At 58.0% G+C, this 25,430-nt stretch carries 18 protein-coding genes and 7 pseudogenes; 14 read left to right on the top strand and 11 right to left on the bottom strand.

Translation table 11 applies throughout. From position 1 onward, the window contains the following. Nucleotide 1: 1 nt before the first annotated feature. From RL_RS27750 to RL_RS27740, 3 genes are all read left to right on the top strand, one after another. Nucleotides 2–1,522, top strand: coding sequence for an amidohydrolase family protein (locus tag RL_RS27750; protein ID WP_011654127.1), 1,521 nt, complete (start codon nt 2–4; stop codon nt 1,520–1,522). A gap of 100 nt (nt 1,523–1,622) precedes the next feature. Continuing rightward, the gene (locus RL_RS27745) at nt 1,623–2,300 is read left to right on the top strand and encodes a GntR family transcriptional regulator (protein ID WP_049778464.1); all 678 of its coding nucleotides are present in this window, start codon (nt 1,623–1,625) and stop codon (nt 2,298–2,300) included. A gap of 17 nt (nt 2,301–2,317) precedes the next feature. Then, nucleotides 2,318–2,725 (top strand): DUF3830 family protein, encoded by a 408-nt coding sequence (locus RL_RS27740; RefSeq protein ID WP_011654125.1) that lies wholly within the window; start codon nt 2,318–2,320, stop codon nt 2,723–2,725. 318 nt (nt 2,726–3,043) lie between these two features. On the opposite strand, the gene RL_RS27735 is transcribed toward RL_RS27740, so the two are convergent. Both RL_RS27735 and RL_RS27730 read right to left on the bottom strand, forming a co-directional pair. Beyond that, entirely contained in the window at nt 3,044–3,736 is a 693-nt protein-coding gene (locus RL_RS27735) for an ABC transporter permease (protein WP_011654124.1), read from the bottom strand. Continuing rightward, nucleotides 3,718–4,650, bottom strand: coding sequence for an ABC transporter permease (locus RL_RS27730; RefSeq protein ID WP_032993430.1), 933 nt, complete (start codon nt 4,648–4,650; stop codon nt 3,718–3,720). Before RL_RS27730 ends, RL_RS27735 begins: the two co-directional genes overlap by 19 nt. A 159-nt stretch (nt 4,651–4,809) precedes the next feature. Here RL_RS27730 and RL_RS38285 point away from each other — a divergent pair. Then, nucleotides 4,810–5,133: pseudogene (locus RL_RS38285) on the top strand (ATP-binding cassette domain-containing protein); the annotation flags it as partial. 121 nt (nt 5,134–5,254) lie between these two features. Here the strand turns inward: RL_RS38285 and RL_RS27720 are convergent. Then, nucleotides 5,255–6,235, bottom strand: a pseudogene (locus tag RL_RS27720) (aldehyde dehydrogenase family protein); the annotation flags it as partial. On the opposite strand from RL_RS27720, the pseudogene RL_RS27715 reads away from it, so the two are divergent. Together RL_RS27715 and RL_RS27710 are read left to right on the top strand one after the other, a co-directional pair. Then, a pseudogene (locus RL_RS27715) lies at nt 6,236–6,832 on the top strand (aldolase/citrate lyase family protein); the annotation flags it as partial. Further along, entirely contained in the window at nt 6,832–7,182 is a 351-nt protein-coding gene (locus RL_RS27710; RefSeq protein WP_011654121.1) for a hypothetical protein, read from the top strand. The pseudogene RL_RS27715 and the gene RL_RS27710, both read left to right, overlap by 1 nt. Before the next feature lie 9 nt (nt 7,183–7,191). On the opposite strand, the gene RL_RS27705 is transcribed toward RL_RS27710, so the two are convergent. Next, on the bottom strand, nt 7,192–7,680 hold the full coding sequence (locus RL_RS27705) for an Lrp/AsnC family transcriptional regulator (protein WP_028743864.1): 489 nt from the start codon (nt 7,678–7,680) through the stop codon (nt 7,192–7,194). 133 nt (nt 7,681–7,813) lie between these two features. Between RL_RS27705 and RL_RS27700 the strand changes: the two genes are divergently transcribed. From RL_RS27700 to RL_RS27685, 4 genes and pseudogenes are all read left to right on the top strand, one after another. Continuing rightward, nucleotides 7,814–9,001 carry an amino acid aminotransferase gene (locus RL_RS27700; protein ID WP_011654119.1) on the top strand — a complete coding sequence of 396 codons (1,188 nt, stop codon included), beginning with the start codon at nt 7,814–7,816 and terminating at the stop codon, nt 8,999–9,001. A 31-nt stretch (nt 9,002–9,032) separates the two neighbouring features. Next, a complete protein-coding gene (locus tag RL_RS27695) occupies nt 9,033–10,661 on the top strand; it encodes a thiamine pyrophosphate-dependent enzyme (protein ID WP_041936817.1) in 1,629 nt (542 codons plus the stop codon). A 23-nt stretch (nt 10,662–10,684) separates the two neighbouring features. Next, nucleotides 10,685–11,089, top strand: a pseudogene (locus RL_RS27690) (Glu/Leu/Phe/Val dehydrogenase); the annotation flags it as partial. 943 nt (nt 11,090–12,032) lie between these two features. Continuing rightward, nucleotides 12,033–12,356, top strand: coding sequence for a helix-turn-helix domain-containing protein (locus tag RL_RS27685; protein ID WP_011654115.1), 324 nt, complete (start codon nt 12,033–12,035; stop codon nt 12,354–12,356). Between the two features lie 168 nt (nt 12,357–12,524). On the opposite strand, the pseudogene RL_RS40795 reads toward RL_RS27685, so the two are convergent. Next, nucleotides 12,525–12,605: pseudogene (locus tag RL_RS40795) on the bottom strand (type II toxin-antitoxin system RelE/ParE family toxin); the annotation flags it as partial. A gap of 307 nt (nt 12,606–12,912) precedes the next feature. Here RL_RS40795 and RL_RS27675 point away from each other — a divergent pair. Together RL_RS27675 and RL_RS27670 are read left to right on the top strand one after the other, a co-directional pair. Then, complete coding sequence (locus tag RL_RS27675; protein WP_011654114.1) at nt 12,913–13,116, top strand: cold-shock protein; 204 nt, start codon at nt 12,913–12,915, stop codon at nt 13,114–13,116. Nucleotides 13,117–13,414: 298 nt separating this feature from the next. Then, a complete protein-coding gene (locus tag RL_RS27670; protein ID WP_011654113.1) occupies nt 13,415–13,891 on the top strand; it encodes a hypothetical protein in 477 nt (158 codons plus the stop codon). Nucleotides 13,892–14,005: 114 nt separating this feature from the next. On the opposite strand, the gene RL_RS27665 is transcribed toward RL_RS27670, so the two are convergent. From RL_RS27665 to RL_RS40790, 3 genes are read right to left on the bottom strand one after another with little or no spacing between them, the layout of a single operon-like run. Further along, nucleotides 14,006–15,001, bottom strand: a complete 996-nt coding sequence (locus RL_RS27665; protein ID WP_011654112.1) for a tyrosine-type recombinase/integrase — start codon at nt 14,999–15,001, stop codon at nt 14,006–14,008. Further along, on the bottom strand, nt 14,998–15,918 hold the full coding sequence (locus tag RL_RS27660; RefSeq protein ID WP_028743868.1) for a tyrosine-type recombinase/integrase: 921 nt from the start codon (nt 15,916–15,918) through the stop codon (nt 14,998–15,000). The genes RL_RS27665 and RL_RS27660 overlap by 4 nt, the downstream gene beginning before the upstream one ends. Beyond that, the gene (locus tag RL_RS40790) at nt 15,915–16,478 is read right to left on the bottom strand and encodes a tyrosine-type recombinase/integrase (RefSeq protein ID WP_244432404.1); all 564 of its coding nucleotides are present in this window, start codon (nt 16,476–16,478) and stop codon (nt 15,915–15,917) included. The genes RL_RS27660 and RL_RS40790 overlap by 4 nt, the downstream gene beginning before the upstream one ends. Before the next feature lie 916 nt (nt 16,479–17,394). Between RL_RS40790 and RL_RS27650 the strand changes: the two genes are divergently transcribed. Together RL_RS27650 and RL_RS27645 are read left to right on the top strand one after the other, a co-directional pair. Further along, nucleotides 17,395–18,273 (top strand): tyrosine-type recombinase/integrase, encoded by an 879-nt coding sequence (locus RL_RS27650; protein ID WP_011652218.1) that lies wholly within the window; start codon nt 17,395–17,397, stop codon nt 18,271–18,273. A gap of 6 nt (nt 18,274–18,279) precedes the next feature. After that, the gene (locus RL_RS27645; RefSeq protein ID WP_011652217.1) at nt 18,280–19,476 is read left to right on the top strand and encodes an IS91 family transposase; all 1,197 of its coding nucleotides are present in this window, start codon (nt 18,280–18,282) and stop codon (nt 19,474–19,476) included. A gap of 334 nt (nt 19,477–19,810) precedes the next feature. Here RL_RS27645 and RL_RS27640 read toward each other — a convergent pair. The 3 genes and pseudogenes from RL_RS27640 to RL_RS27630 form a co-directional block, all read right to left on the bottom strand. Continuing rightward, a pseudogene (locus tag RL_RS27640) lies at nt 19,811–23,063 on the bottom strand (error-prone DNA polymerase). Next, nucleotides 23,063–24,575: pseudogene (locus RL_RS27635) on the bottom strand (DNA polymerase Y family protein). The pseudogenes RL_RS27640 and RL_RS27635 overlap by 1 nt, the downstream one beginning before the upstream one ends. After that, complete coding sequence (locus tag RL_RS27630) at nt 24,496–25,251, bottom strand: ImuA family protein (protein WP_011654108.1); 756 nt, start codon at nt 25,249–25,251, stop codon at nt 24,496–24,498. Before RL_RS27630 ends, RL_RS27635 begins: the two are co-directional and overlap by 80 nt. Nucleotides 25,252–25,430: the final 179 nt, after the last annotated feature.

Here is a 25,430-nt window from a genome sequence, read left to right as displayed (position 1 = left end):
GATGACACCGATATTGCTGAAGCCGGAATACCTGCTGCGCGGCCACGATGTTCCTCTGGAACAGGGCCATGGGCTGGTTGTGGACGGAAAGCTGATTGCCGACAGCGGCCCTGTCGCTGCACTTGAAGCAGCCTACCCGCATGCCGAGGTCATCGATCTGCCGGACGCGATCCTGATGCCTGGGTTGGTCAACGCGCATCAGCATGGCCGGGGCGTCAGCCAAATCCAGCTTGGCTATCCCGACCAGCGTCTGGAACATTGGATGGCGCAGAGACGCAGTCGCGGCTCGCCGGATCTTGGGGCCATAGGAACCCTGGCATCAGCGGAGATGTTGAAGAACGGCGTCACCTGTGCCGTGCATGCCGATCTGGCCTATGGGACAGGGAATTACGAAGCCGAGTTGCGGGGCAGCATTGCCGGGTATGGCGCGGCCGGGTTACGAGCCTGCATCGCCATTGGTGTCTGCGACCAGGGCAACATTGTTTTTCCGCAGGAAGCGGAAGCCGAGTTTCTTGCCGGATTGCCAGACGATCTGGCGAACCGCCTGCGAGAACGCAACGATACGCCTTATGAAAAAGACTTTACCGCAACGTCGGCTCTCCTGGATCGGCTGCTCGCAGACTTCGGACAGAACGACCTGGTCTCGTTCTGCTATGGTCCGTCGGGGCCTCAATGGGTTACCGATCCGCTGTTTGCCGCCACTGCCGCGGACGCACGCCGCCGCGATATCGGTCTCCACATCCATGCGCTGGAAACCACTGGGCAATACGCGGCCTGCCGTTACCTCTATCCCGAAGGGACCATGCGTCATCTGGCAGCACTTGGCGCAATCGGGTCCAAGACCGTCATCGCGCATGGCGTGTTCCTCACCCCTGACGATATCGAAATCCTTGCGCAAGGCAACGCAATGGTCGCGACCAATCCCGGCTCCAATCTCAGGCTCTGCGACGCCACCGCTCCGGTGCCGGCCCTGATCGCAAGCGGAGTCCGCGTGGGCGTGGGCAGTGACAATTCCAGCGTCATGGATGACGAAGACCTCTTTTCCGAAGCTCGGGTAGCCTCCATGCTGACGGGGCGGCGCAACTGGACATCGCCGCCAAAGCCCTCGGCCAGACAGGTCATCGAGATGCTGACGACATCAGGGGCCGCCATCGCGGGATTTGATGGACGTATCGGCAGGTTGGAAAACGGCTGGTTTGCCGATCTCACTGCCTTCTCGCTCGCCCACACCAGGGGCGTCTATCTCGACGAGGACATGCCGATCATCGAGGCGCTCGTCGCGCGGGGCCGAGGTGTCGACGCACGTCTGACGATGGTGGCCGGCAAAATCCTCTACCGCGATGGCGTGCTCACCGCGCTCGATGCGGGCGAGGTGGCGCGCCGGGCAGCCGCCGCAGCAAAGGCGGCAAGACTGCCCGAACGCCCTGAGGACGTCCAGTTCACCGAAAGGCTGAAGCCTTACCTGACTGCATTTTACAGCCGCCTGACGGCCGACACCCGCGTTCCCGATATCTTGTCCTGAATGCTATGAACGTCCCAACATGTTTTGAGGGTAGTGCATGCCAATAGACCCGCAAGAGAAATCCAGGACATGGAATTCTCAGCCTACAAAGCGCCTGACCTTGCATGAGGATCTCGTCGCGCGTCTGACGGAGATGATCCAAGAAGGGGAACTTCCGCCCGGCAGCCGCATGCCGGAGATCCAGCTTTGCGAGCACTTCGGCGTGTCGCGAACCCCGCTGCGCGAGGCGCTCAAGGTATTGGCGGCGGATGGATGGCTGGTTTGGAAGGCTAATCACGGTGCGCGGGTTTCGGAAGTCGACGTCGGCGAAGTGGCCGAGGTCTTTGAACTACTCGGCGGCATCGAACGATTGATAGGCCAACTTATGATCGAACGGATGGTACCGAGCGAGCATCTGGAAATGCAGGCAATGCATCTGGAACTGGCGCGCCGCCATGCGGCCGAGGATAGGGTCGGTTATTTCAAGATCAACCAGGAGATCCATCGGCGGATGTCGGCGCTCACCCGCAACAGATCGCTGCAGGATACCTATGAGGCACTGTCCAAGAAGGTCTACCGGGCAAGAACCATGGCCAATTACGGTCATGAGCGATGGGACCAGTCGCTGGTCGAACACACTGACTTCATGGACGCCTTGCGTCGCCATGACCAGGCGGAATTGATGGAACGGCTTGATGCACACAACAAGGCGACCTGCGAAGCCGTGATTTCCGCGCTGAGCGACCTGCGGGCCGCGCAGGCGGGCCAAAAGCGTTTGCGACCATCGGCAAAATTCTGACTGAAAGAGAGCACGAAATGATTGAGATACAAGCAGCAGACCTCACCTTCAGAGCACGTCTGGAGATCGAAGCGGCGCCAAAGACATGCGCTCGGTTCCTGGAACTGCTGCCATACGCAGAGCGCATCATTCATGTACGCTGGAGCGGAGAGGGATGTTGGATTCCTCTAGGTGATACCGATCTTGGCCTGGGATTTGAAAACGCCACGAGCTATCCGGCGCCCGGACAGTTCATCCTTTATCCCGGCGGCTTCAGCGAAACCGAAATCCTGCTTGCCTATGGCGGCGTCAACTTTGCCAGCAAGATGGGCCAGCTTGCCGGCAACCATTTCCTGACCATCACGGAAGGGCTCGACCAGCTCCCCGCACTGGGAAGGAAAGTGCTTTGGGAGGGCGCGCAGGACATCAGGTTCAGCAAAATCTAAAGCAATTCCAGCATAACTGCGGAGCGATTTTGCGTGCGGAATTGCGAAAAAAAATCCAATGCGCCCTCTCATGCGATCGCCGCGCGCCGCTCCGCCATCACCGCCCGATAGTTCGAAAACAATTAATCGCGCCGCCGGGAAAGACCCGGAGGTCGATGGCTTAGGCATAAGCATCAGAACCCACCAGGGCAGCCATAGGCACCCGCAGGAAGTCGATCGGCATGGACGACGGAGGCGTCAAGGCGCTTCAGCGCCTGGGCCGAAAACAGATCGCCCCGCAGCGGTGTAGCGGAGCGATCTAAGCGCTTAGATCTCTCCCTATCGAGCCCCAAATATTCGCTTCCAAAATTGTCCGTTGGACAGATTGATGCCGGCTTGGATGAAAGCGAAAGCAATCGCGATCATTAAGCTGAAGACCGCAGCAATAGTCGGATCCTGCCGGGATTCGAGATAATGATAGAGCGCAACAGGCAAGGTCTTCACTGCGGGCTGGACCAGAAAAAGCGTAGTTTCGACTTCATCGACAGATGTGATGAAGCAGAAGAACGAAGCTGAAAGCAGCGCGATGCGCATTTGTGGCAACGTCACCAGAAAGAACGTACGGATCGGGCCGGCACCGAGGTCGCGCGCGGCCTCTTCAAGTGTTGGAGCTACCTCTTCCAGGGCCGCGAGAAATATCACCCCGACGAAAGGGACGACCAGGATTACGTGTGCTAGTGCAATGCCCGGAAGCGTGCCGAATAGCTGGGACCTCGTTGTCACGAACAGGACGAAAAGTCCGAAACCCAGCACGACCCTCGGCACGACAAGCGGAGCAAGGAGGATTGCCCGCAAAAGTTCGCACCCATGGAAACGGAAGCGCGAGATCGCGTAGGCAGTAGGTATTCCGATCAGGATAATTGTCAGGGTCGCAAAGATCGCAACAGTCAGCGACCTCCAGAGCCCGGTGATGAACCCTGCAGTGGATAGCGCCTTTTGGAACCACGACAGCGTCAGCCTGGTGGCGGCCATGCGTTATAGGCACTGATATTGAATGCATTGATGACCACGACCAGAATGGGGGCGGCCATGAAGACGAGGGTCGCGACAAGCAAGATATTGAGGACCGTATGTTTCAATCTCTCGCTCCGTCGTAGCGGCAAAGTCGACCGAGGCGTCGAATGCTGAGAAGAACCAGCACGGTAATGCCGAGGAGCATAAAGCTCTGAACGGCCGCCAGAGCCCCAGTCGAGGCTGCCTATATTGTCGTAGATCAGGCGGGGCAGCGTCAGGACGCGTCCGCCGCCGAGAATGGTTGGTGTTACGAAGGCTGAGGCAGACAGCGCGAACACGATTTCAATTGCGGATAGGATTCCCGGCAAAGTCAACGGAAATATGACGCGAACCAAAACCTGAACGGGGGGGCTAGCCCCAAGGTCTCTCGCCGCTTCGATTCCGCTCGGCGGCAATTGATTGATGGAACTTAACAGCGGCAGCACCGCAGACGGCAGCATGACATGTGCCATTGCAATCAGAGCACCGAAATCGTTTAGCATCAGGCGAAAGGGACCGATTCCGATATACCCAAGAAGCGAGTTCACCAGCCCCTGGCTGGAAAGAAGCACCATCCATCCATAGGCCCGCACGATCACGCTCATCGGGAGAGGCGTGAAAAGGACGGTAAAGGCAAGCCCGCGTGCCATCGGCGATTTCAGGTTGTTTAACGCAAAAGCAATCGGGTAGCCTATCAGAAGACAGAAGAAGGTCGCCCGGGCAGCAAGCCAGAACGTTGTCCAGATGACTTTCCAAGAGAATGATCCGTCAAGAACCTGACCCAGACTTCCAGGCCGGCCGACTGCCCCCCAAAAGCCGAAAGAGGTCATGAGCACCAGGCTTGCGATGAAAGGCAGCACCACAATCACCACCACGGGCGATATGAGCGGCAACCATGGAGATCGTCCCCGAAGCAGTTGCGATAAGGCCGACGTCCTTCGTTGCCACTGCAAGGGCGGAAAGAAGCGTCAGAGGCTCGAACAGCCAACTCAGCCCTTTCCAAGGATGGTTGATGATTGAGAGACCGTCGGCGATGAAAAGGGAGGCGAACTTACCCCGGGCAACTGTCGGGCGGTCAGAAGCAGCGGGTTGCGATTGCACGTGCAATCGCCACCAAACCCGGCGATGATGTTCGATGAACCCACGTCCGCCCTTGATCCCGAGTTGCGAGGAAGTTTTTTGGCGGTGATGCAAGATCTCGCCAAAGAAGGCATGACCATGGTCGTAGTCACGCACGAAATGGGCTTTGCGCGGGCAGTCGGCAACCACATCGTGTTTCTCGAAAGCGGTGAAATCATCGAGGAGGGGCTTTCGAACGATTCCTCGACCACCCAAAGACCGAACGTGCTCAACGTTTCCTATCTGAGATCGCTTGAAGCCAAACTGGCGGACACAGGTCTCCTATCGGTAGAATTCGGAGCCTTCGATCCCGGAACAACATAAGAAAAGGGACGCCGGGTTCGCCGGCGTCCCTTTCTTTTCTCGCGCTCCAGGCTCTTACTGAAAAATGACCTGGATCGTCGTGTATTCCGCCAGGCCATCTTCAGCAAATTCTACGCCCAGACCGGAGCCCTTCACGCCACCGAACGGCACGTTCGGCTGGATAGCCCCATGCTTGTTGATCCATACGGATCCACATTCCAGTTGGCTTGCCACTTTCTTTGCTTTTGCAATGTCTCTGCCCCAGACGGAACCACCAAGACCGTTGGGGTTGTCATTCGCGCGCCTGATGACTTCGTCGAGATCAGAATACTTGATGATCGGGAGAGCCGGCCCAAACTGTTCCTCGTCCACCAGACGATCACCGTTATTAAGGTCCGCGACCAGCGTCACGGGATAGAAATTCCCAGGAGCGTTGTCGTCAGAATTCCCTCCAATGAGAATGCGCCCGCCACGCCCCTTCGCGTCGTTCACCAGGTCTTTGACCTTCTGGTACTGCATGCGGTTCTGGACCGGACCCAGGACACTATCTTCCGAAAGTCCATCACCGACTTTGACTGTCGCTGCAAAGCTTGTCAGCTCGCGGCAAACGTCCTCGTAGATGTCCTCGTGAACATAAAGTCTCTTCAATGCCGCACAGGTTTGCCCGCCATTGATGAAAGCGCCCCAGAATAGTCCCTCGGCAATCTGGCGGGGATCGCAATCGGGCAGGACAATGCCGGCATCATTACCACCGAGTTCAAGAGTCAGGCGTTTCAATGTCGCCGCAGCGCCTGCCATGATTTTTTTGCCGGTCTCGGTCGAGCCCGTGAAAACGATCTTGGCAATACCAGGGTGGGAGGACATCGCGGCCCCGATGTCGTTTTCACCCGTCACGCAATTCAACACACCTGCGGGTAGAACTGTGTTGAGCAGTTCGATCATCCGGATGGTGGACAGCGGGGTGAGCGGGGAGGGCTTGATCACAACGGCGTTCCCGGTTCGTATGGCCGGTACAATGTGCCAGATCGCAATCATCAACGGCCAGTTCCAGGGCGTATCCGGCCGCCAATCGGCGAGACGTACATCATAAAACAGCTGCTCGACATCGGCGCGCAAACACTCCTGATCCCGATGGTTGACAGCAAAGAGGTGGCCGAGAATTTGGTGAAAGCCGTGTCTTATCCCCCACGCGGGGTCCGGGGCGTTGGTGCAGCGCTGGCTCGTGCCTCACGCTTCAACCGGATTCCGGACTACCTCCAGACGGCAAACGACGAAATCTGTCTCTTGCTTCAGATCGAAAGCCGCGCAGGCCTGGCCGCGCTCGATGAAATCGCATCGATCGACGGCGTCGACGGCATATTTATCGGCCCGGCTGATCTTGCAGCTGACATGGGCCATCTCGGTAAGCCGGGAGCCCCGGAAGTTCAAAAAGAAGTTGAGAAGGCTCTCAAGCGCATCCAGTCCCATGGAAAAGCTGCAGGAATTTTGACTGCCGATCTGTCACTTGCCAGACGATACGTAGATCTCGGCGCAACATTTGTTGCCATTGGAAATGACGTCACCTTGTTCGCGAACGCCACGACGCGGTTGATTGAAGAATTCAATCGCACCGTCTCCAGCCAGGGTTCTGCCAGCTCAGGGAGCGTGTACTGATGTCGTATCCTGAAAAATCCAAGGCGGACCGTCTCGCTCTGAAGCAAGACGGATTGCTGTGTTTTCTTCTGCTGCTCGTCGCATCGGCTATCCTTACAATATGCTCATTCATACTGGCTTATCGTCCGGATGCTCTTTCTGTAACGATCGCTCCAGCAGTCGTCGGGATGATTCTTATGACAATTGCATTCACCAAATTCGCGCTTGAGCCGTCGCTTTGGCGGAGAAGGCGCTATCTTCTTCCGGCAGCTTCAATCGCCGGAATGGTTATGGCGTCCGGTTTTGTCATCGCAATCGCAGATCGGGTAGCGATATCGAAGGTAGCCGATAGCCTGCTTTTGTCGTTGTAGTTGATCCCGCTAGGTCTGAATAATCTGCAACGGGAGTTCAGTGCTCTTCTTAATGGTCCGCAGCACGATGCTCGAGGTGACCGACGCTAGTCCACCCGTGACCTTGATCATACGTTCCAAAAAGATGCTGAGGTGGTCAAGGTCGCTAGCCACGATCTTCATCAGGAAATCCGCATCGCCCGTCTGGGAATAGCATTCCAGAATCTCAGGTGCTGTTTCGATGAAGCGATGCAGTTGAGCATTCCCTTCCTCCGTGTGGGACCGAAGACTAACCAACGTGTGCGCGACTACGGAAAAACCGAGTTTCTCTGGGTTCAAGATCGCTACAACGTTCTGGATCAGACCCTCACTTCTCAGCCGGTCAAGCCGCCGCGAACATTGAGCTGCTGACAGATTGACGACTTGCGACAGCTCAGTCTGTGTCAGCTCAGCATTGCTTTGAATGGCCGCGAGAAGACGGACATCGAACAGATCTAGAGGGTGTGACTTTGATGTCATGTCGAAATATCTGCATATTTGGCGGAAACGTGGTGATTTCCATGCACGATAATATCTCAGTGTGTCGAAAATTGCAAACAAACCTCACCAAAGCGCCTGTAGGCTTACGCCACGTTCTTAGGAGGTAGACAACATGTTTGAGAAACTCACCGCGCAACCAGCCGACAGCCTACTTGCGCTCATCAAAGCGTTTCAGGCCGATCCAAGAGGCTACAAAGTCGACCTCGGCGTCGGCGTCTACAGAGACGAACAGGGGCGAACACCAGTCATGCGGGCCGTCAAGCTCGCTGAAAAGCAGCTCCTCGAGACCCAGGACAGCAAGCGGTATCTCGGGCCTGAAGGGGACCTGAATTTCGTCAACCTCCTGAAGCCGATCATTTTCGGCGCAACTCATAATGCCGGCAACGTTGTGGGCATCCAGACGCCAGGTGGAAGCGGCGCTCTGCGACTGGGCGCTGAACTCATCGCCTCTGCCACGCCCGGTGCGAAAGTCTGGCTTGGCACACCAAGCTGGCCCAACCATGCTCCGATTTTCGAGTCGGCGCGCTTGACCGTGAAAGACTATCGTTTCGTCGACCTTGCCAAGCAGCAAATCGACTTCGATCGTGTTTTGGAGGCACTCGACGCGGCGCAGGCTGGTGATGTGATCCTGCTACACGGCTGCTGCCACAACCCAACTGGCATTGATTTTGATATCCAGCAATGGAAGCAGATCGCTGCAAAGCTGGTGGAGCGCAAACTCCTTCCCTTCATCGATCTTGCCTACCAAGGCCTGGGCGACGGCCTCGAAGCGGACGCAGAGCCAACCCGCCTTATCCTCGAGGCAGTAGACGAAGCGCTTGTCGCCTATTCGTGTGACAAAAATTTCGGTCTTTATCGCGAACGTGTTGGTGCCCTTTACCTTGTTAGCCGCAATGCGGACCAGCTTAAGATTGCCGATGGCAACATGGCTTCGTTGGCTCGCGTCAACTGGTCGATGCCCCCGGACCACGGCGCGGCCATCGTACGTGTGATTCTGGAGAGCGCGGAGCTAACCCAAATCTGGAAGCAGGAGCTGGTTGAAATGTGCGCTCGGGTCAATGGTAACCGCGCCGCTCTTGCAGCTTCTCATCCGGAACTGGGCTTCATCGCGAACCAGCGAGGGCTTTTCTCCAACCTGGCGATGTCGAAAGAAACGGCAGTCGCGTTGTGCCACAAACACGGCATCTACATGGCCGATTCCGGTCGCATGAATTTGGCGGGGATGCAGCCTTCTGACGCGGCCGCGATCGTCAAGGCTTTGTCGGCAGAAGGCACGCTAAGCACCCGCTCGGCGGCCTGAGCATCCTCAAAAACCAGGTTTGGACATCATTATGAAGAACAAAGAGACCACAGGGCAGGCCATCGCTCGTTCACTCGTCGAAAACGGTGTGGACACTGTCTTCGGCATCCCCGGCGCCCATATGTATGACTTCAACGATGCTCTTTATGAAAAGCGCAACGAGATCCATTTCATCCATACCCGCCATGAGCAGGGTGCGGGATACATGGCATACGGTTACGCGAAGTCCACTGGACGCATCGGCGCCTATACGGTTGTGCCCGGTCCAGGTGTTCTCAATTCCGGCGCCGCCCTATGCACTGCCTATGGAGCGAATTCCCCGGTCCTGTGTTTGACGGGCAATATCATGTCGCACTTGATCGGCCAGGGCCGTGGCCAGCTCCACGAGCTCCCGGATCAGTTGGCGACCATGCGTGGGATCACGAAGGTGGCAGAACGGATTGATCATCAGTCCCAGACAGGCACGCTCATGGCCGAGGTCATCGGGAAAATGCTCTCCGGACGTCAGGGACCCGGGGCGGTCGAGGCGCCGTGGGATGTGTTTGGAATGACCGGCCCGGAGCTGAACCTTCCTGAAACCAGACGCGCAGAGGACCCGCAGGTCAATCCTGACAATATTCAGGCTGCGGCTGCTATCCTGGCAAACGCCAAAAATCCTCTGATTATGGTGGGCGGCGGCGCTGTTGATGCGGGTGCGGAAGTTGCCGAGTTGGCCAAAGCGCTTAATGCGCCGATTACGTCCCATCGATCGGGAAAAGGCGTGGTGAGCGACGACCACCCGAACTATCTCAATTTTGTCGCCGCGTTCGATTACTGGAAAGACACCGATGTGCTCATCGGTATTGGCAGCCGTCTTGAGCTCGAATTCATGCGGTGGAAGTGGCTCCCGAAGGGCCTAAAGGTGATACGGATTGATATCGATCCAACGGAAATGGTTCGGTTGAAGCCGGATGTCGGAATTGTCGCGGATGCAAAGGCTGGAACCGCGGCTTTGTCCGAAGCCCTCGGCACAACCGGCAGCGCCCCACGGACTGAAGAGTTCGCGGAGTTGAATCGCAACGCGAAACAGCGGTTCTCCGCCGTTCAGCCTCAAGTCGATTATTTGAACGCCATCAGAGAGGCGTTGCCGCGGGACGGTTTCTTTGTTGAAGAAATCAGCCAGATGGGCTTCACCGCCAGGTTTGCTTTTCCTGTCTACGGTCCTCGACAGTACGTGACGTGTGGCTATCAGGACAATCTTGGTTTCGGGTTTAATACCGCGCTTGGGGTCAAGGTCGGCAATCCGGACAAGGCAGTCGTTTCAGTCTCGGGCGACGGTGGCTTCATGTTTGGTGTGCAGGAGTTGGCTACAGCCGTGCAGCATAACATCGCGGTCGTCGCTATCGTGTTCAACAACAATGCCTACGGAAACGTATTGCGGGATCAGAAGCAAGCCTATTCCGGTCGGTACATTGGCTCAGACCTCACCAATCCTGATTTCGTAAAACTGGGCGAGAGTTTTGGCGTGAAAACGTATCGCGTGACCTCTCCGGATGGGCTGAAGTTGGCAGTCAGTGAGGCTCTCCAATTGAATGTTCCCGTTCTTATCGAAGTGCCGATCGAGAAGGGATCCGAAGCAAGCCCTTGGCCCTTCATCCACCCAACGCCGCCCGCTGGATAAGAAATATCAACTGGGTTTTCAAAATGACAGACATCTATTCCGGTCCCGTCTTTGAGATGGCGAGGACCCAGTTCAATCGTATTGCTGACCGTCTGGATCTCCCAGACGGTCAGCGCAATCGCCTTCTCTATCCGAAAAGGGCGATAACGATCTCTTGTCCTATCCATCTCGACAACGGCGAAGTCGCCGTCTTTCAGGGCTATCGCGTCCAACATCACTTGACCCTCGGCCCCACAAAAGGTGGGACACGATTTGCGCCGAACGTTGATATCGGGGAAGTCGCGGCCTTGGCTGTTTGGATGAGTTGGAAATGCGCCCTCGCAGGACTCCCTTACGGAGGAGCCAAAGGCGGCATCACAGTAGACCCGCGACAGCTCTCAATTCGTGAGCTGGAAGCTCTATCGCGCAGATATATGCAAGGGATGATCCTCGCCTTACGGATGCCGGGGCAACCTTGTTGTCAGGATTGGTGACCGCTTTCGACCAGATCGATGTGTCCCAGCGCGCCGTCGCTGCCACCAAAGACGGGCCGCTGGATGTAGAGGATGGGGACATCAGACAAAGCCGTAGCTTGTAAGTAGGTGATGGATCCAGAAGGGGCTAATTTCAAAAACCTGCCGGGAGACTAACGCGCGGTCGGGGTGTATTTGGATCGGTTGGTCGACAGCCACGTCATAGTAGTTCCGGGAAACTTCGCCCGGCCACGAAAAGCTCGGGTCAAATGGCACTTCAGCATACGGATTAAAATAAATATGCAGTCCATCTAGATGGCTTTCCTGAAGGAAGGAGGAATGCTGGATGTGCACGTCGGCGCCTATGATATCGCGACCGAAATCCCACCTCTGCGTCAAAAGGTAGTTCAGCTTGTCGATTTGAAAACGATGGGTCCCGAGCTCCCACAGTGGTGAGCCAAGCGGAACCCTTTCCTTTGCGAACCCCTCGTGGGTTGACCGTCCAAGGACGGGACTGGATTAGGGATGCCAGACAAGAGAGCGGGATCGGAAACGCCAATGGTTGGAGCGTTCGTCGATCCGGTCTGAATTGCAGGCCAACCATCCGATCATTCGATCCGTCGGCGTACAAAACCCCGGATAGCATTGGGTGAGTTCTGCCTTCCGTATGACAGCGGGATTGTCAAAGTCGCTTCTGATGCGCTCCGAACGCCCTCGCCAAGACAGGCACCAGGGATGAAAGCTTGAACGGTGAAGACTTGCTGGCAGCAAGACTTTAGCGCAGCCACCTGCCCGGCCTAAGGGCGATAGCGTGGCAGCGTTCCGCATCGGTTCGCACGATACAGCGTCGCCAACTTGACGGCTCCGTCATTTTGGCCTATTTACAGAATTCTGTAATTTTGAAGTTTGGAATTGTGCGATGACACAGCTTGAATACGATAACATCTTTGAAGCGATCACGGGCGATCCGATCGAAGCTGCGGATTTGACGTTGCGATCGGACCTTGTCAACACGCTGGTCGCCATCTTCAAGGAGCGCGGCTGGAAGAATGCCGATATCGGCGCCGCGCTCGACATCCCGCAGTCGCGCGTCAGTGAACTCGTGCGCGGTAAGATCGCCGTCCTTTCGGTCCAGAAGCTTTTTGGCTACCTGGCAGTCCTCGGCTACCGCTTCAAGCCGTCGCTTGATGGCAACCATCACGTGGTTTGCCGTGTCGAAGAAAAACAAAAAGAGGCCGCATAACCGGCCTCTCCTTGCTCCAGTTTCGGAGCGTTATTTCTTCGTCGGTTTTTTGTCTTTAGCCGCCTTCGCTTCAGCCTGGGTCACTTCCCGGACCTCGGCCATCATCTCCTTGTAGCGGGACAGTGCAGTGTCCATCTCCTTCTGATCGGCCTTTTCGCTGGTCTTGGTAAAGGCGTGGAGAATGTAGACGGTGTTGAGGTGTTTTGCGCAGTAGACCGCTCTATAGGCGGGCGAACCATTTTCGCGCAGTTCGATGACGCCCTTCCATTCGCCTCTGAGAACCTTGAAGTCATCCAGCGGGTTCTCTCCCTCCCTCTCCGGATCTCGCCTGAAAAATTGATTCTAATATCGGTCGGCAGGTCCATAAAGGCGCGCTTGGCGCCGTCGTTCACAAACTTAAATTTCTTGGACATCTAGTTTCAAATTCCTCATTGCTTATAGGACTCTCTTTCTCCCGCTAAGCGGGGTTGGATTTGCCTGGATGCAAAGCGCACCCAGATATGCAACTTTAACACAGCTTTGAGTGAACGGCTGCGAAAATTGAAAAGGAACTGTCATGCCAACCGGTACTGTTAAATTTTTCAACGACGACAAGGGATTTGGTTTCATCACCCCTGAGACTGGCGGAACGGACGTGTTCGTTCACGTGTCTGCTTTGCAGCAAGGCGGGTCGCTGAGAGAAGGTGACAAGGTCACTTTCGAAGTTGGCCAAGACCGCAAGACCGGAAAATCGAAGGCTGAGAACGTTAGCGTGCTCTGACCTGCGGGCCGCGAGACCAGCCTGATTGATAAATCTGGGAAAGCTGGTCTCGCGCTCTACGGTGCTTATTGAAAATTCCTACTCTTCACCTTCAGCATGTCGATGTGCATGTCAGGGATTTATACCGAGCCCGATACTATGCCGAGCCCATTCCCTAAGGCCCGAGATTTCCGGTAGTCCAAGATCGAAAGCTCGGCATAGTTTGAACGCGTTGGAAGACCGGGTTCCGCCCAATGCGGACGATTGACTGTTAACGCCTCATGGAAGTAGCTCTGGACCACCTTATCTGAGCAGCGTTATGATCGTCACTATTCCGCACCAGTCCCACTTTCCCGATATTGGCGACCAAGAGATTGCCAGTCTGGGCGTACCTTTTGCTTTTGTCTCAGTTTTCGACCATTGGTTGACGGAGCCGGAGTGTATGGCGACGAATTTGTTCACCTATAGAAGTGCCTTTAAGGCCAATCAACTTCAGGATTATTTAGCGGGGGAAAGAAAATTTCTCGCCCTCTATAATCATCTCGGAAACGCCGGCACCATCGTGAACTGTCCGGGAGTGCTTCGGTCCATAAATTCCGCTAGCTCCGAATTTCAACGAATATTGCGGCGTAGTCTGCGCGAGGCTCTGCTCATGGATATATATCTTGAGGGATATGGGGTGCGCATCCTCGGAAATTTTGACCGCACTGATGTAATTGTCGCGGATACACGCGAGCAACTAGATGTGTTGGAAGCGGAAATCGCTAAATTCGGTCTTCATATGCTGCGTAAGTAATATAGGCTGGCGACCGCTTTTGGCGCTTTCCTGCCTAGTGAAAACTCCTCGATGATTGGTGGGCTCGGCATGACATCGCCGCTCTCGCTGCGATGTCAATTGCTCCGGCAGGGATCAAAGTTTGTCGAGAAACGCCAATAGCTCATCGCCAGCCCTGAACCGGCCAGGCGATTGTTTATCGAACGGGTCGATCTTGGCTAGAGCGGCTTCCTTGATTGCCAGGTGGGCATGCAAGTACGGCTGTGTGGACCGCGTAGACTCATGGCCGAGCCACAATGAGATCACCGTGCTGTCGACACCAGCATCCAACAACTCCATCGCCGCGCTATGTCGAAGGACATGGGGTGATACCCGCTTTGATCGTAGCGACAAGCAGCCCTTCGATGCTGCCAAAACGTATTTGGCCAGAAGATACTGAACGGCATCAGGGCTCATCTGCCCGCCGTGAACGGTCGGGAAAAGAGCATTGCCGTTCCCGACCGGCGGCTCATCCAACCAGGCTTTGAGCGTAGCATTGAGCATTCTGGTTATCGGCGTTGTGCGTTCCTTGCGGCCCTTCCCGAAACACCGGATATGCGCTCCCGTGCCAATGGTGACGGCACTTCTATCAAGGCCCACGAGTTCGGAGAGACGCATCCCTGTCTGCACGGCGGTCAATAGCAAGACATAGTCGCGGCGGCCAACCCACGTTCTTCGATCAGGAGCCGAGAGGATCGCTTCGATTTCGTTGCGCAGGAGGAATTGCACCTCCCGCTTCGACCCAATCTTCCCAGGGATCGCAAGCACCCGCTGTATCTGCCCGCTATACGCTGGTTCCTCAAACGCCAGGAAGCGGAAAAAACCGCGAATTGCGGTGAGCCGGAGATTATATGTGGCCGGGCTAGCATGACGCCCGCTGTCCAGATCGTCGAGGAAAGCGACAATCAGTTCCGCATCCAAATCCTCCAATCGAAGGGCTGACGGATATTTGCCAGTTCGACGATGCGCAAACTTCAGCAAAAGCTTGAAGGTATCTCGATAGGAGGCGATTGTGTGCGGGCTCACGTTGCGTTGGCGAGCGAGCCGCTGCCCAAAGAAGCGCTCGATGAGCCGTGGGAGTGGATTGGTCATTTGGCTGCCTCCCATCGTGCGTCGAGACGAAGTCTTGCCTGGTCCAGCAGATCGGGATGCGCCGTAAGGTACCAATAGGTGGCGCTGACGTAATTATGCCCGAGGTAGGTAGAAAGCTCTGGCAATCGTCGCTCGGTGTCTTCGCCATCCCGATACCAGGACAGCAGTGTTCGAACTGCGAAGGTGTGGCGGAGATCGTGAATTCTGGGACCGTCCCGCTGCTCCGGCTGCCTCAGTCCCGCCTGGCGTGTCCAGAGGATAAAGGAGAAGTGCGGATTGGCATGGATCAGAGGTCTGCCGAGGTCGCCAGTGAAGAAGAATTGGCTGACCCGTCTGACCGGATGATCGTCACGGATTGCCGCATATCGCCCAAGGGCCAGCGTCGTGCTTGGATGCAACGGTACGATGCGGGTCTTTCCGAACTTCGTCTCGCGGATCGTCAGCATGCCTGCATCAAGGTCGGCATCCTCTCGAAGAAGGCGAGCCGCCTCCGAAAACCGCAATCCGGTGGATGCAAGCAAACCGAGGAAGTAGTGATATGTCGGCCCCCGGAAGCTTCCGGGATGGAGATCGAGCATCGACTTCAGTAGATCGGCGACCTGTTCGTCTGAATAGATGAATGGGCGCGGTCTTCGTTGTGGTGGAAAGATGTGCGGAGGCGGAATCTCAGTTTGGGGATCGACCACCTGGAGGTGGCGGGCAAATGCTCTGACCGTCGAAAGGCGCGACGACCACGTTGCGGGACCACATTGGTGGCTTGCCCAATCCACCGCAGTCTTCGCGGTGACCCGCAGTTCGCCAAGCGCAGTCGCATACCTCACAAAATTGCGCAGGCGGCTCTCTTGAGTTTGGAGCTTGAACCCGAGTGAGCGCCGCAACGTCAGATATTGTTCAAGGGCATCGGACATGTCCATCATAGAACCACTCCCGCCCATGGCCGTGAAAGGGAACGCAGGCCCTCGATATCGAACTTTGCATAGATCCTGGTGGTATCAGGGTCTTTGTGGCGAAGGAGTTGGGCAAGCTCGGTCATGCCCACGCCAGACCTGACCGCAATCGTGGCGAAGGTGTGCCTGAAAATATGCGCGTGATGAGACCGCGTGCCTGAAATCTTCGCCCGCTTCAGCGCCCTGCGCGCAATCAGGATGACGGGCGTGGCCGTCTCGAACGGTGTGCATGGGGTCTGCACCCTGTGAAAGATGGTGCGGGACCCGTATGTTGGACGTCCATGCAGGATGTAGTCAGATATTGCCGCCCCGACGTCCTTCGGAAGGGGCATAGTCGCGACCCTACCGCCTTTGCCGTTAACACGCAGGAGTCCTGATCGCCAATCGATGTCATCAAACGACAAAAGGGCGACTTCGCTTGCACGCAGACCAAGCCTAGAAAGAAGCAAAAGCACTGCAAGGTCTCTGCGGCCAGGGATCGTGGACAGATCACAGGCCTCCAGAACCGACTTCAGTTGCGAGACGCTCATGTAAGCTGGCAATGCCGAGAAGCGCAGGTTCCTTGGACTCGGGACCGCTGCGGAGAGATCATGCTCCGTGAGTGCCGATGCGTGCAGGAAGCGGAGCAAGACCCGAAGGCGGGAGAACCAGGTCCCAAGGGAGTTGCTCTTCCGGCCTTCGAAGTTGTTCGCCAGATAGTTCCGTACCTCGATGTGTGTGAGTTGGGAACGCCACTGTGCTCGGCCCAGACGGTCCGAAGAAAGCGCCGTGCCGACCAGACGTGCCCAGAGATCGAGTGCTTCGAATAACCTCGACGATGTAGCTCCGCGCCGAAAAGCGTGGCGACCTTCTCGGTCGGTTCGGCTTTCTCTGCCGGTGGGCATAGAACACCAGCTCTCACGAGTTCGATTTGCAGGCGGCGCAGTGCGATGCGATTACCATTCTCTATGGCACCTGTAGACAATCGGCTGGCGATAAACTGGTCGATATCAGCAGCGTCCAGTCTTTCTGGCTCTCCACCGTGGCGTCTGTTCTGGCATTCGACGAAAGCCCCGATAAATCGAACGGCTCTCAACATGGTCTCCGACGAGTAACCTTTGTCGACCATGGAGGTGATTACGGCATCTACACTCGCCCGATGTGGCCAATCTTCAATCAGCTTCCAGCGCTTTATTGTCTCGAAAGAAGGAAATGTCATGCGTGTCTCCGCTAAATTGCAGTTGCGGAGGCAGACTATTATGCCGAGCTTTCGATCTTGGACTACCGGAAATCTCGGGCCTTAGGGAATGGGCTCGGCATAGTATCGGGCTCGGTATAAGTGCCTTTGGACTAACCCGCTCCGCTACGCCGGAGCGGCAAGGAGGTCAGGTATATTCAGTAGGAGCCCCAACTGCGCGAGGATGGCACGGCTGTTTGCAGCCATTCCATCAGACTGAGGAGCTCATCATGACCCCACTTCGCCAGCGCATGAGCGAGGACATGCAGGTGCGCAATTTTTCGCTCAATACCCAACTCGCATATCTGCAACAGGTGTCGCTGTTTGCGCGATACTTCAGCAAGTCGCCGGACTTGCTCGGCCGCGAGGATGTCCGGATCTATCAGGTCTATCTGGCCAACGAGAAGAAGCTGGCGCCAAGCTCGATCCATACCGCAATTTCGGCGCTGCGTTTTCTCTATAAGGTGACGCTCGAGAGAGACTGGGTGCCTGAAGAGGTCCTCCCGCTTCCCAAGAAGCCACAGAAGCTACCGATTATCCTCAGTCCGGATGAAGTGCAGCACTTTCTCGGCTGCGTGCTCGATCCCAAACATCACGCCATCCTGACCACGTGCTATGCCGCGGGCCTACGCATTTCGGAAGCGGTGCAGCTGAAGCCCACGGACATCGATAGCCAGAGAATGGTCGTCCGTGTCGAGCAGGGTAAAGGCCAGAAGGACCGCTATGTGATGCTGTCGCCCAAGCTGCTTGAGATCCTGCGCGATTACTGGAAGATGCGGCGGCCGAAGGCGTGGCTCTTCCCCGGCGATCGAGCCGGCCAGCCGATCACCAGGGATGCAGTGGGGGAAGCTTGCGCGAAAGCGCACAACCTCTCCCGCTTGTCCAAACCGGTGACGCCGCACAGTTTGCGGCACGCCTTCGCCGTCCACCTCCTGGAAGCCGGTGCCGACGTGCGCACCATTCAATTGTTGCTCGGTCACCGCAGCCTCGCGACCACCGCCCATTATCTGCGCATCGCCACGAACAAGGTCTGCGCCACGTCGAGCCCCTTCGAGCTTTTGCCGCGTCCGGCGCCCACCCTGCCGCCCGCTAAGCCTGAGTACTTCTGAGCGCTGATGGCCCGTCCGGGGCCGGAAGTGGCGGATATATTCCGTCGCTACGGCGAGGCCTATCGTGCCCAGCACACATCGCTGTCGACCGCTCAGCGCCGTGTCATGACGGCGATCGAGTTGTGCCGCACCGCCGCGCTCGGGGGGCATGTCGAAGCGTGCGATCAATGCGGCCACCGGCGCATCGCCTTCAACAGCTGCCGTGACAGACATTGTCCCCGCTGCCAATCACTCGCCCGTGCACAATGGCTGGAGGATCGTCGCGCCGAGCTACTCGACACGCAGTACTTTCACGTCGTCTTCACGCTGCCGGAGGCCATTGCCGCCATCGCCTATCAAAACAAGGCGCTCGTCTACGGCCTGCTGTTCCGCGCCACCGCCGAGACGCTGCGCACCATCGCCGCCGACCCCAAGCATCTCGGCGCCGAGATCGGCTTCTTTGCCGTGCTGCACACCTGGGGGCAAAATCTGCTGCACCATCCCCATCTGCACTGCGTCGTCCCGGGTGGCGGGTTCTCGCCGGACGGCACGCGATGGATCACCTGCAAACGCGGCTTCTTCCTGCCGGTCCGGGTGCTCTCACGCCTGTTCCGCCGCTTGTTCCTCGAGCACCTGCAGAAAGCCTTCGACGCCGGCAAGCTGCAGTTCTTCTCCGACTTGCGAGCCCTGAGCGACCGCAACGCCTTCCGGCGCACTGTGGCGCCCCTTCGAAAGGCCGACTGGGTGGTCTACGCCAAGCCGCCCTTCGCCGGGCCCGAACAGGTGCTCGATTACGTCGGCCGCTACACGCATCGCGTCGCCATCTCCAACAACCGCCTCGTCGATATCGAGGATGGCGCGGTGCGCTTCCGCTGGAAGGATTATCGGCACGGCGATCGGCAAAAAGTCATGACCGTCTCCGCCGATGAATTCATCCGCCGCTTTCTGTTACACGTCCTGCCAGAGGGCTTCCATCGGATCCGCTATTACGGTTTCCTTGGCAATCGGTATCGCGAACAAAAGCTTGCCCGTTGTCGCGACCTGCTCGGCATGCCGGTACCAGAGCCATCAGAGAGCCGAGCCTCGAAGGACTACCGAGACCGCTACGAGGAACTTACTGGGTGTTCCCTCAGGCAATGCCCGGCCTGTCGTCAAGGGCAGATGATCACCATCGAAACCTTCGACGGCGTCAGCGGACCACCGCGATACTGGGATACGTCATGAAAGAAGAGCACCGCTTTCATCGTCACCGTCGCACCGTTCCGCCGGAAACCGGTCGGTCCCGCGAAGGTGCGTGCCGTCGCGCCTGCCAGTTCCTCGCGCCAGGTCACGATGGCAATCTTTACCCCTTGTCGAGTTCGAAATCGGCGCTGCTTTCGTCCCGTGCACCCCGCGGCGGCGCAGGTCGATACCGCCCCTGCAACGCCCTTCGTTGGAGCCGCGCCATTCAATACCCATAGAACCTCAATCGCGCCCGCGGCTTAGCCCAACACGTTTTTAGCTCACCGTCGCTATCTGCCTCGGTGCGCCTCTCATCGTCGATATCAGCGACGCCAAGCTAAAAACGCTCTGCCTTATGCCGAATTCGGCATAACGGTACATAAATTTCACGCGCCTTGACGCCCATCGGCGGCCGCTCGCGGCTGTCCGGGCTGCCTGGTGATCCATGGGCGAATTCATCGCCACGCCCTGACGGCAACCGAAATGTGTCCCGCTCGCCTAGACTCGCCAGATCGCTGGTCAGATCGAACATCCGTTGCGCCACCAGATGCACGACGCCGCCTTCGCGCTGGATCTTGCCGTTGATCGCCATCATTGCGGATCCAAGCACGATGCGACGCTGTTTTTCAAAGAGGCTAGGCCAAACGACAATATTGGCAACGCCCGTCTCATCCTCGATGGTCATGAACATGACGCCCTTGGCACTGCCCGGCTTTTGCCGAACCAGAACCAGCCCCGCCGTCATCAGCCAGCGCCCGTCGCGTGCCGAGGTCGCCTCGGCGCAGGTGACGATATTTCGGCGGGTGAGATCGTCGCGCAGGAAGCTGACCGGATGGGCACGCAGCGTCACGCCCGTATGCCCGTAGTCCTCGACGACATTGGCGCCCTCCGTCATCTGCCGAAGCGTCACATCCGGTTCCTGCTGTTTCGGCGATCACCGCCCTCTCGCGATCGGCAGCCGCCGCGAATAGTGGAAGTGGCTCGTCGCGCAAGGCTTTGATCGCCCAAAGCGCATCGCGCCTTTCAAGTTTCAAGCCCGGCCGAAACGCATCGGCCTCGGCCAGCTTGACCAGGGAGGCCGACGGCACACCGGCGCGCCGCCACATATCGTCGATGGAAACAAAGGGCTCGTCACCCCGCGCCACCGCGATTTTTGCCGCATCCTGTTCAGGCAGTCCTCTTACCAGACGCATTCCGAGACGCACGGCATGGCGGTCGGTCCCCTCGATTTCTTCGAGCGTGCAATCCCACCGCGAACGATTGATGCAGACCGGCCGGATCGTCACGCCGTGGGCCCGGGCGTCGGTAACGATCTGAGCCGGCGCGTAGAACCCCATCGGTTGCGCATTGATGAGGGCGGCACAGAACACATCCGGATAGTGGCATTTGATATAGGACGAGGCGTAAGCGATGAGAGCAAATGACGCGGCATGGCTTTCGGGAAAGCCATAGGAGCCAAAACCCTCGAGCTGCGAGAAGGTTTTCTCGGCAAATTCCTCGGTGTAGCCGTTCTTCACCATCCCCTGGACCAACTTGTCCTTGAACTTGCTCACGCCGCCGGTGAACTTGAATGTCGCCATCGAGCGCCTGAGGGCGTCGGCCTCGCCGGCGGTAAAACCGGCACAGACGATCGCCACTTTCATCGCGCTCTCCTGAAACAATGGCACACCCAGCGTCTTGCCAAGCACGGCCTCCAGTTCCGGCTTTGGATAGACGACCGCCTCCTTGCCCTCGCGCCTTCTCAGGTAAGGATGCACCATGTCGCCCTGGATCGGACCAGGGCGAACGATCGCCACCTGGATGACCAGGTCGTAATAGGTCTGGGGTTTCAGCCGCGGCAGCATCGACATCTGCGCTCGGGATTCGATCTGAAAGGTGCCGAGCGTATCGGCCTTGCGGATCATTGCGTAGGTCGGCGGATCTTCCGGCTCGATGGTGGCAAGATCGAGCGTTACCCCCTTGTGCTCCTGCAAAAGGGCAAAGCCCTTGGCCATGCAGGTGAGCATTCCCAAGGCAAGCACGTCGACCTTCATGAACTTGAGCGCCTCGATATCGTCCTTGTCCCATTCGATCGTTTGCCGATCCTCCATCCGGGCCTGCTCGATCGGCACCAGTTCGTCGAGGCGGTCATTGGTCAAAACGAAGCCGCCGGGGTGCTGGCCCAAATGACGCGGAGCCCCCATCAGCTGCTGCGCCAGTTCCAATGTCAGCCGCAGGCGACGGTCGGACATGTTCATGTTCAACTCGTTGACCTGCTTTTCGCCGACGCCCTCCTTGCTCCAGCCCCAGACATCGGCCGACAGCGCCGTGATCGTATCTTCGGGCAGGCCGAGTGCCTTGCCGACATCACGAAGCGCACCCTTGGCGCGGTAGCGCGTAACGGTCGCGCAAAGGGCAGCCTTTTGCCGACCATAGGTCTTGTAGATCCACTGGATCACCTCTTCGCGCCTAGCATGTTCGAAATCGACGTCGATGTCGGGCGGTTCGTTGCGCTCAGCTGAGATAAAGCGCTCGAACAGCAGATCGTTGGCGGCTGGATCGATCGCCGTGATCCCAAGCACATAGCAAACGGCGGAATTAGCAGCACTTCCGCGACCCTGGCAGAGAATATCCTGAGATCGCGCAAACCGCACGATGCTGTAGACGGTCAGGAAATACGGCGCGTAATCGAGTTTGCGGATCAAATCGAGTTCGTGGTTGAGGATCTTCACCACATCATCCGGAACACCCTCGGGGTAGCGATCGCGCACGCCCTCCCAGGTGAATTTTTCCAGCGATTGCTGTGCCGTCAGTCCAGGGATGATCGCCTCCTCAGGATATTGGTAAGTCAGTTCGCTCATATCGAAGCGACAGCGGTCGACAATCTCTTGGGTGCGGGCAAGTGCATCCGGGTATCGGCTGAACAGCCGGTGCATTTCCTCCGGCGGCTTGAAAAAACGATCGGCGTGCCGTTCGCGCAAGAATCCGGCCTGATCGATGGTGGTGCGATGGCGAATGCAGGTGACGACATCCTGCAATTGCCGCCTGCCCGGCTCGTGAAACAGCACGTCATTGGTGACAACCGGCCGAACCTTGTGCCGGATCGCCAGCGTGTTGAGATCGTGCAGGCGCAGTTGATCGTTCGGACGTCGGCGCAGGGTCAGCGCCATATAGGCGCGGTCGCCAAATATCTCCCTCACCTTGCGCAGCTGGACGGCGCACGCGTCATCGGCCTCGTCCGGCACCAGGATGGCGAGCAGACCGTCCGCATAAAGGGCGACGTCCGTCAGATCGAGGATGCATTTTCCTTTGCCGCCCCGCTCCTTGCCGAGCGACAGCAGCCGGCAAAGCCTCGAATAAGCTGCCCGGTCCGTTGGATAGATTAGGATCGGCATGCCGTCCGCCAGATCGAGCCTGCAGCCGACGACCAGCCGGACACCGGTTTCCTTTGCCGCTTCCCAGGCGCGCACGATCCCGGCCAGGCTATTGCGATCAACAATGCCAAGCGCCTCAATGCCGAGTGACTTGGCGGTAGTGAACAGCTCATCGCAGCCTGACGCACCGCGTAGGAAGGAAAAATGACTGGTGACCTGGAGCTCGGCGTAGCGCATCAGCCATAAATCCCGTGCAGGAACCATTTGGCCGTTCCGGTTGTGGGATCCACACCGTCGCCGGAGCGGTAGACCCAGAAGCGATTGCCGTCCTCGTCCTCGATCGAATAATAGTCCCTCACCGCCTCCATCTCGGATGTGCGAACCCACCATTCGCCGAAGACCCGTTCCGGGCCGTCACCGCGTTTGATGCGCCGGCGTTTGCCGCGCCAGGTCATGGAGGCCGGCGGATGGTCGGGTGTGAGAGCAATCACCTCGATCCGTTCCGGGCGCGCCAGCATGCGGCTCGGCCGTGGCCAGCGGGTCGGCCAGGATTGACCGAGTTTTGCGGAAACGGCGGAGACACGCTGGACATTGCGCTCCGGCACATCGCTTTCAACCGGCGCCAGCCGGTACATGCGTTGGCCGCGGTTTCCAAAACTGTCGAGCAGGGGCGTGACGTCGACGATCATCTCCTCAACCAGCGAGGAGATGGACTGTTTCTCTTCAAATGGTTCGATCATGGTCGCGGCAAGGGACAGTTTTTCGATACCGAAACCCGGATCGATTTTCTCGATGCTGGAACAGAGAAGTTTTGTCAGGCGGTGGGCATCGCGCACCGGCTTTGCCGTGCCGGCACGCAGGGACTGCAAGGTGTTGTCGACCCGGTAGACGATCAGATCGGCGCGACGAACGCCCTGCCCGCGCGTCTCCAATGCGGCGCAGAGTTCGACGACCAGCTTGCCGATATATTTGGCGATGGTCTCGGCAGCCCCTATCGGCTCGGAAAAGGATCTGATCACTTCGATCAGGCCCGCCGTGCGAATGGGGTCGATCGGTTCGGCAAGGCGTCCGAACATCTGATCTAGCCTGCGACCGACCTGCGGCCCGAAACGCAGAGCCAAAGGCGCCCGCGGCGTTGCCGAGACCTCGCCGACGGTCCGGAACCCCGAGTACCGTCAGACCGCTGACGATGTCGGAAGGCAGACGAAGGCTGGAAATCGGCAGATTGACGACGGCTCTGGCTGTCTCGCCAACCGGCACAATAATCACCTCACGCCGGGTAGTGCGGGCAATCGCGTGGGCGCTGCCCCAGGTGTCGGAAATGGCGCCGCGGGCTTGAAGACCGTGACCTCTCAACGCGTTGACAAGACCAGTCAGCATCGGCAACTCACCGCCGCGCAGATGGTCGGCCCCCTCGGTATCCATGACAATGCCGTCGGGAGCATCTATCGCCACCACCGGCGTATATTGGCGCAGCATCCATAGCGCCAGGCGCTCGATTGCCAAGGCATCTCCGGCCGGATCGGCATCGACGAGATGCAGACCGGACATCATCGCCTGGGCTTTGGCGGCGGGCATGCCGATGCGGACGCCGGCCTTGAAGGCGGCCGCATCAATCGCGGCCACGGTGCGTTTCGATCCACTGCGGGAGACGACCACGACAGGTGTTTCAGGCAAAATTCCGGGATCCGCGCGCCTGATCCTGTCCGTCGCGAGCGTGGGGAGAAAGACTGATACGACCCGTGGCATCGCAGGCACCTATTTCAAATTCCGCGGCTTCTCTCGCTCTTGCTCTGATCAATTCCGCCAGCCACCGCGCCCGGCCGATGCCCGGCACAGGAAGCGGTTCGGAAGGAAGAACGCTGATGCGCCAGCGTGTCGTGGCGGCTGTCGGCTGCCCGAAATCAGCTGCCTCCGTCGGGCGCCGCCACCGTCGAAGCGCAATGCCAATCGTTCCTGAAGCCTCGGCCGCCAGTTGCAGGCGTCGCGAGGCGGTCATGGGCAGGCGCACAAGCTCGGCAACGACGGCGCCAAGTCCACCAAAACGCAGGCCCTCTTCAAAATTCGTCAGAACGTCCTCTTCCCGGTCGGCCTCGACATAGATCACTCGATCATGATGGAGCCCAGCCTGCGCTAAGGCAGGGGCAAACAGGTCGGGTCGTGTCAGACACCAGAGGACATCGCCTTTGGTGCGCGCCACGATCCCAGCGACAAACAGGGCGGCGGCCGCGCCATGCACCGCATCGGCGCCACCACCTGCCACCTCATGCAGGGCGCCGCAGGCCAACCCACCACCGGGAAGCTTTGCGTCGATCTCGGCAATTCCGAACGACAGCACCTCGCCCTTGCGCGCAGCTCCGCCTTCAAGCCGCCGGATGCGGTCCTGCAGTTCGGAAATGACGGGGTTGGCGGCAGTGATTGGCATCGGTTTCCCACGTCAAGAGTGCATTTGCATAGCCAAAAAAAGCTGATATGTTCTGTTTTTGTTCTTTAAACAATGAGTCAACGGGCTAGAATCGGGTGGACTGCAGCCGGCATCACGAGACGGCTGTTGCGCAATCGATTCATCAAGCAGATTCAATTCGATGCGGAATGTGACGAAAA

Source organism: Rhizobium johnstonii 3841, from assembly GCF_000009265.1.
Classification (GTDB): Bacteria; Pseudomonadota; Alphaproteobacteria; order Rhizobiales; family Rhizobiaceae; genus Rhizobium; species Rhizobium acaciae.
Note: the sequence above shows the minus strand (reverse complement) of the source record. Positions and strands in the feature narration are given on the sequence as shown.

Coding starts and splice junctions, on each gene's coding strand:
- RL_RS27750 (WP_011654127.1), top strand. CDS start 2: ATGACACCGATATTGCTGAAGCCGGAATACCTGCTGCGCGGCCACGAT.
- RL_RS27740 (WP_011654125.1), top strand. CDS start 2,318: ATGATTGAGATACAAGCAGCAGACCTCACCTTCAGAGCACGTCTGGAG.
- RL_RS27735 (WP_011654124.1), bottom strand. CDS start 3,736: ATGGCCGCCACCAGGCTGACGCTGTCGTGGTTCCAAAAGGCGCTATCC.
- RL_RS27710 (WP_011654121.1), top strand. CDS start 6,832: ATGTCGTATCCTGAAAAATCCAAGGCGGACCGTCTCGCTCTGAAGCAA.
- RL_RS27705 (WP_028743864.1), bottom strand. CDS start 7,680: ATGACATCAAAGTCACACCCTCTAGATCTGTTCGATGTCCGTCTTCTC.
- RL_RS27700 (WP_011654119.1), top strand. CDS start 7,814: ATGTTTGAGAAACTCACCGCGCAACCAGCCGACAGCCTACTTGCGCTC.
- RL_RS27695 (WP_041936817.1), top strand. CDS start 9,033: ATGAAGAACAAAGAGACCACAGGGCAGGCCATCGCTCGTTCACTCGTC.
- RL_RS27685 (WP_011654115.1), top strand. CDS start 12,033: ATGACACAGCTTGAATACGATAACATCTTTGAAGCGATCACGGGCGAT.
- RL_RS27675 (WP_011654114.1), top strand. CDS start 12,913: ATGCCAACCGGTACTGTTAAATTTTTCAACGACGACAAGGGATTTGGT.
- RL_RS27670 (WP_011654113.1), top strand. CDS start 13,415: ATGATCGTCACTATTCCGCACCAGTCCCACTTTCCCGATATTGGCGAC.
- RL_RS27665 (WP_011654112.1), bottom strand. CDS start 15,001: ATGACCAATCCACTCCCACGGCTCATCGAGCGCTTCTTTGGGCAGCGG.
- RL_RS27660 (WP_028743868.1), bottom strand. CDS start 15,918: ATGATGGACATGTCCGATGCCCTTGAACAATATCTGACGTTGCGGCGC.
- RL_RS40790 (WP_244432404.1), bottom strand. CDS start 16,478: ATGAGCGTCTCGCAACTGAAGTCGGTTCTGGAGGCCTGTGATCTGTCC.
- RL_RS27650 (WP_011652218.1), top strand. CDS start 17,395: ATGACCCCACTTCGCCAGCGCATGAGCGAGGACATGCAGGTGCGCAAT.
- RL_RS27645 (WP_011652217.1), top strand. CDS start 18,280: ATGGCCCGTCCGGGGCCGGAAGTGGCGGATATATTCCGTCGCTACGGC.
- RL_RS27630 (WP_011654108.1), bottom strand. CDS start 25,251: ATGCCAATCACTGCCGCCAACCCCGTCATTTCCGAACTGCAGGACCGC.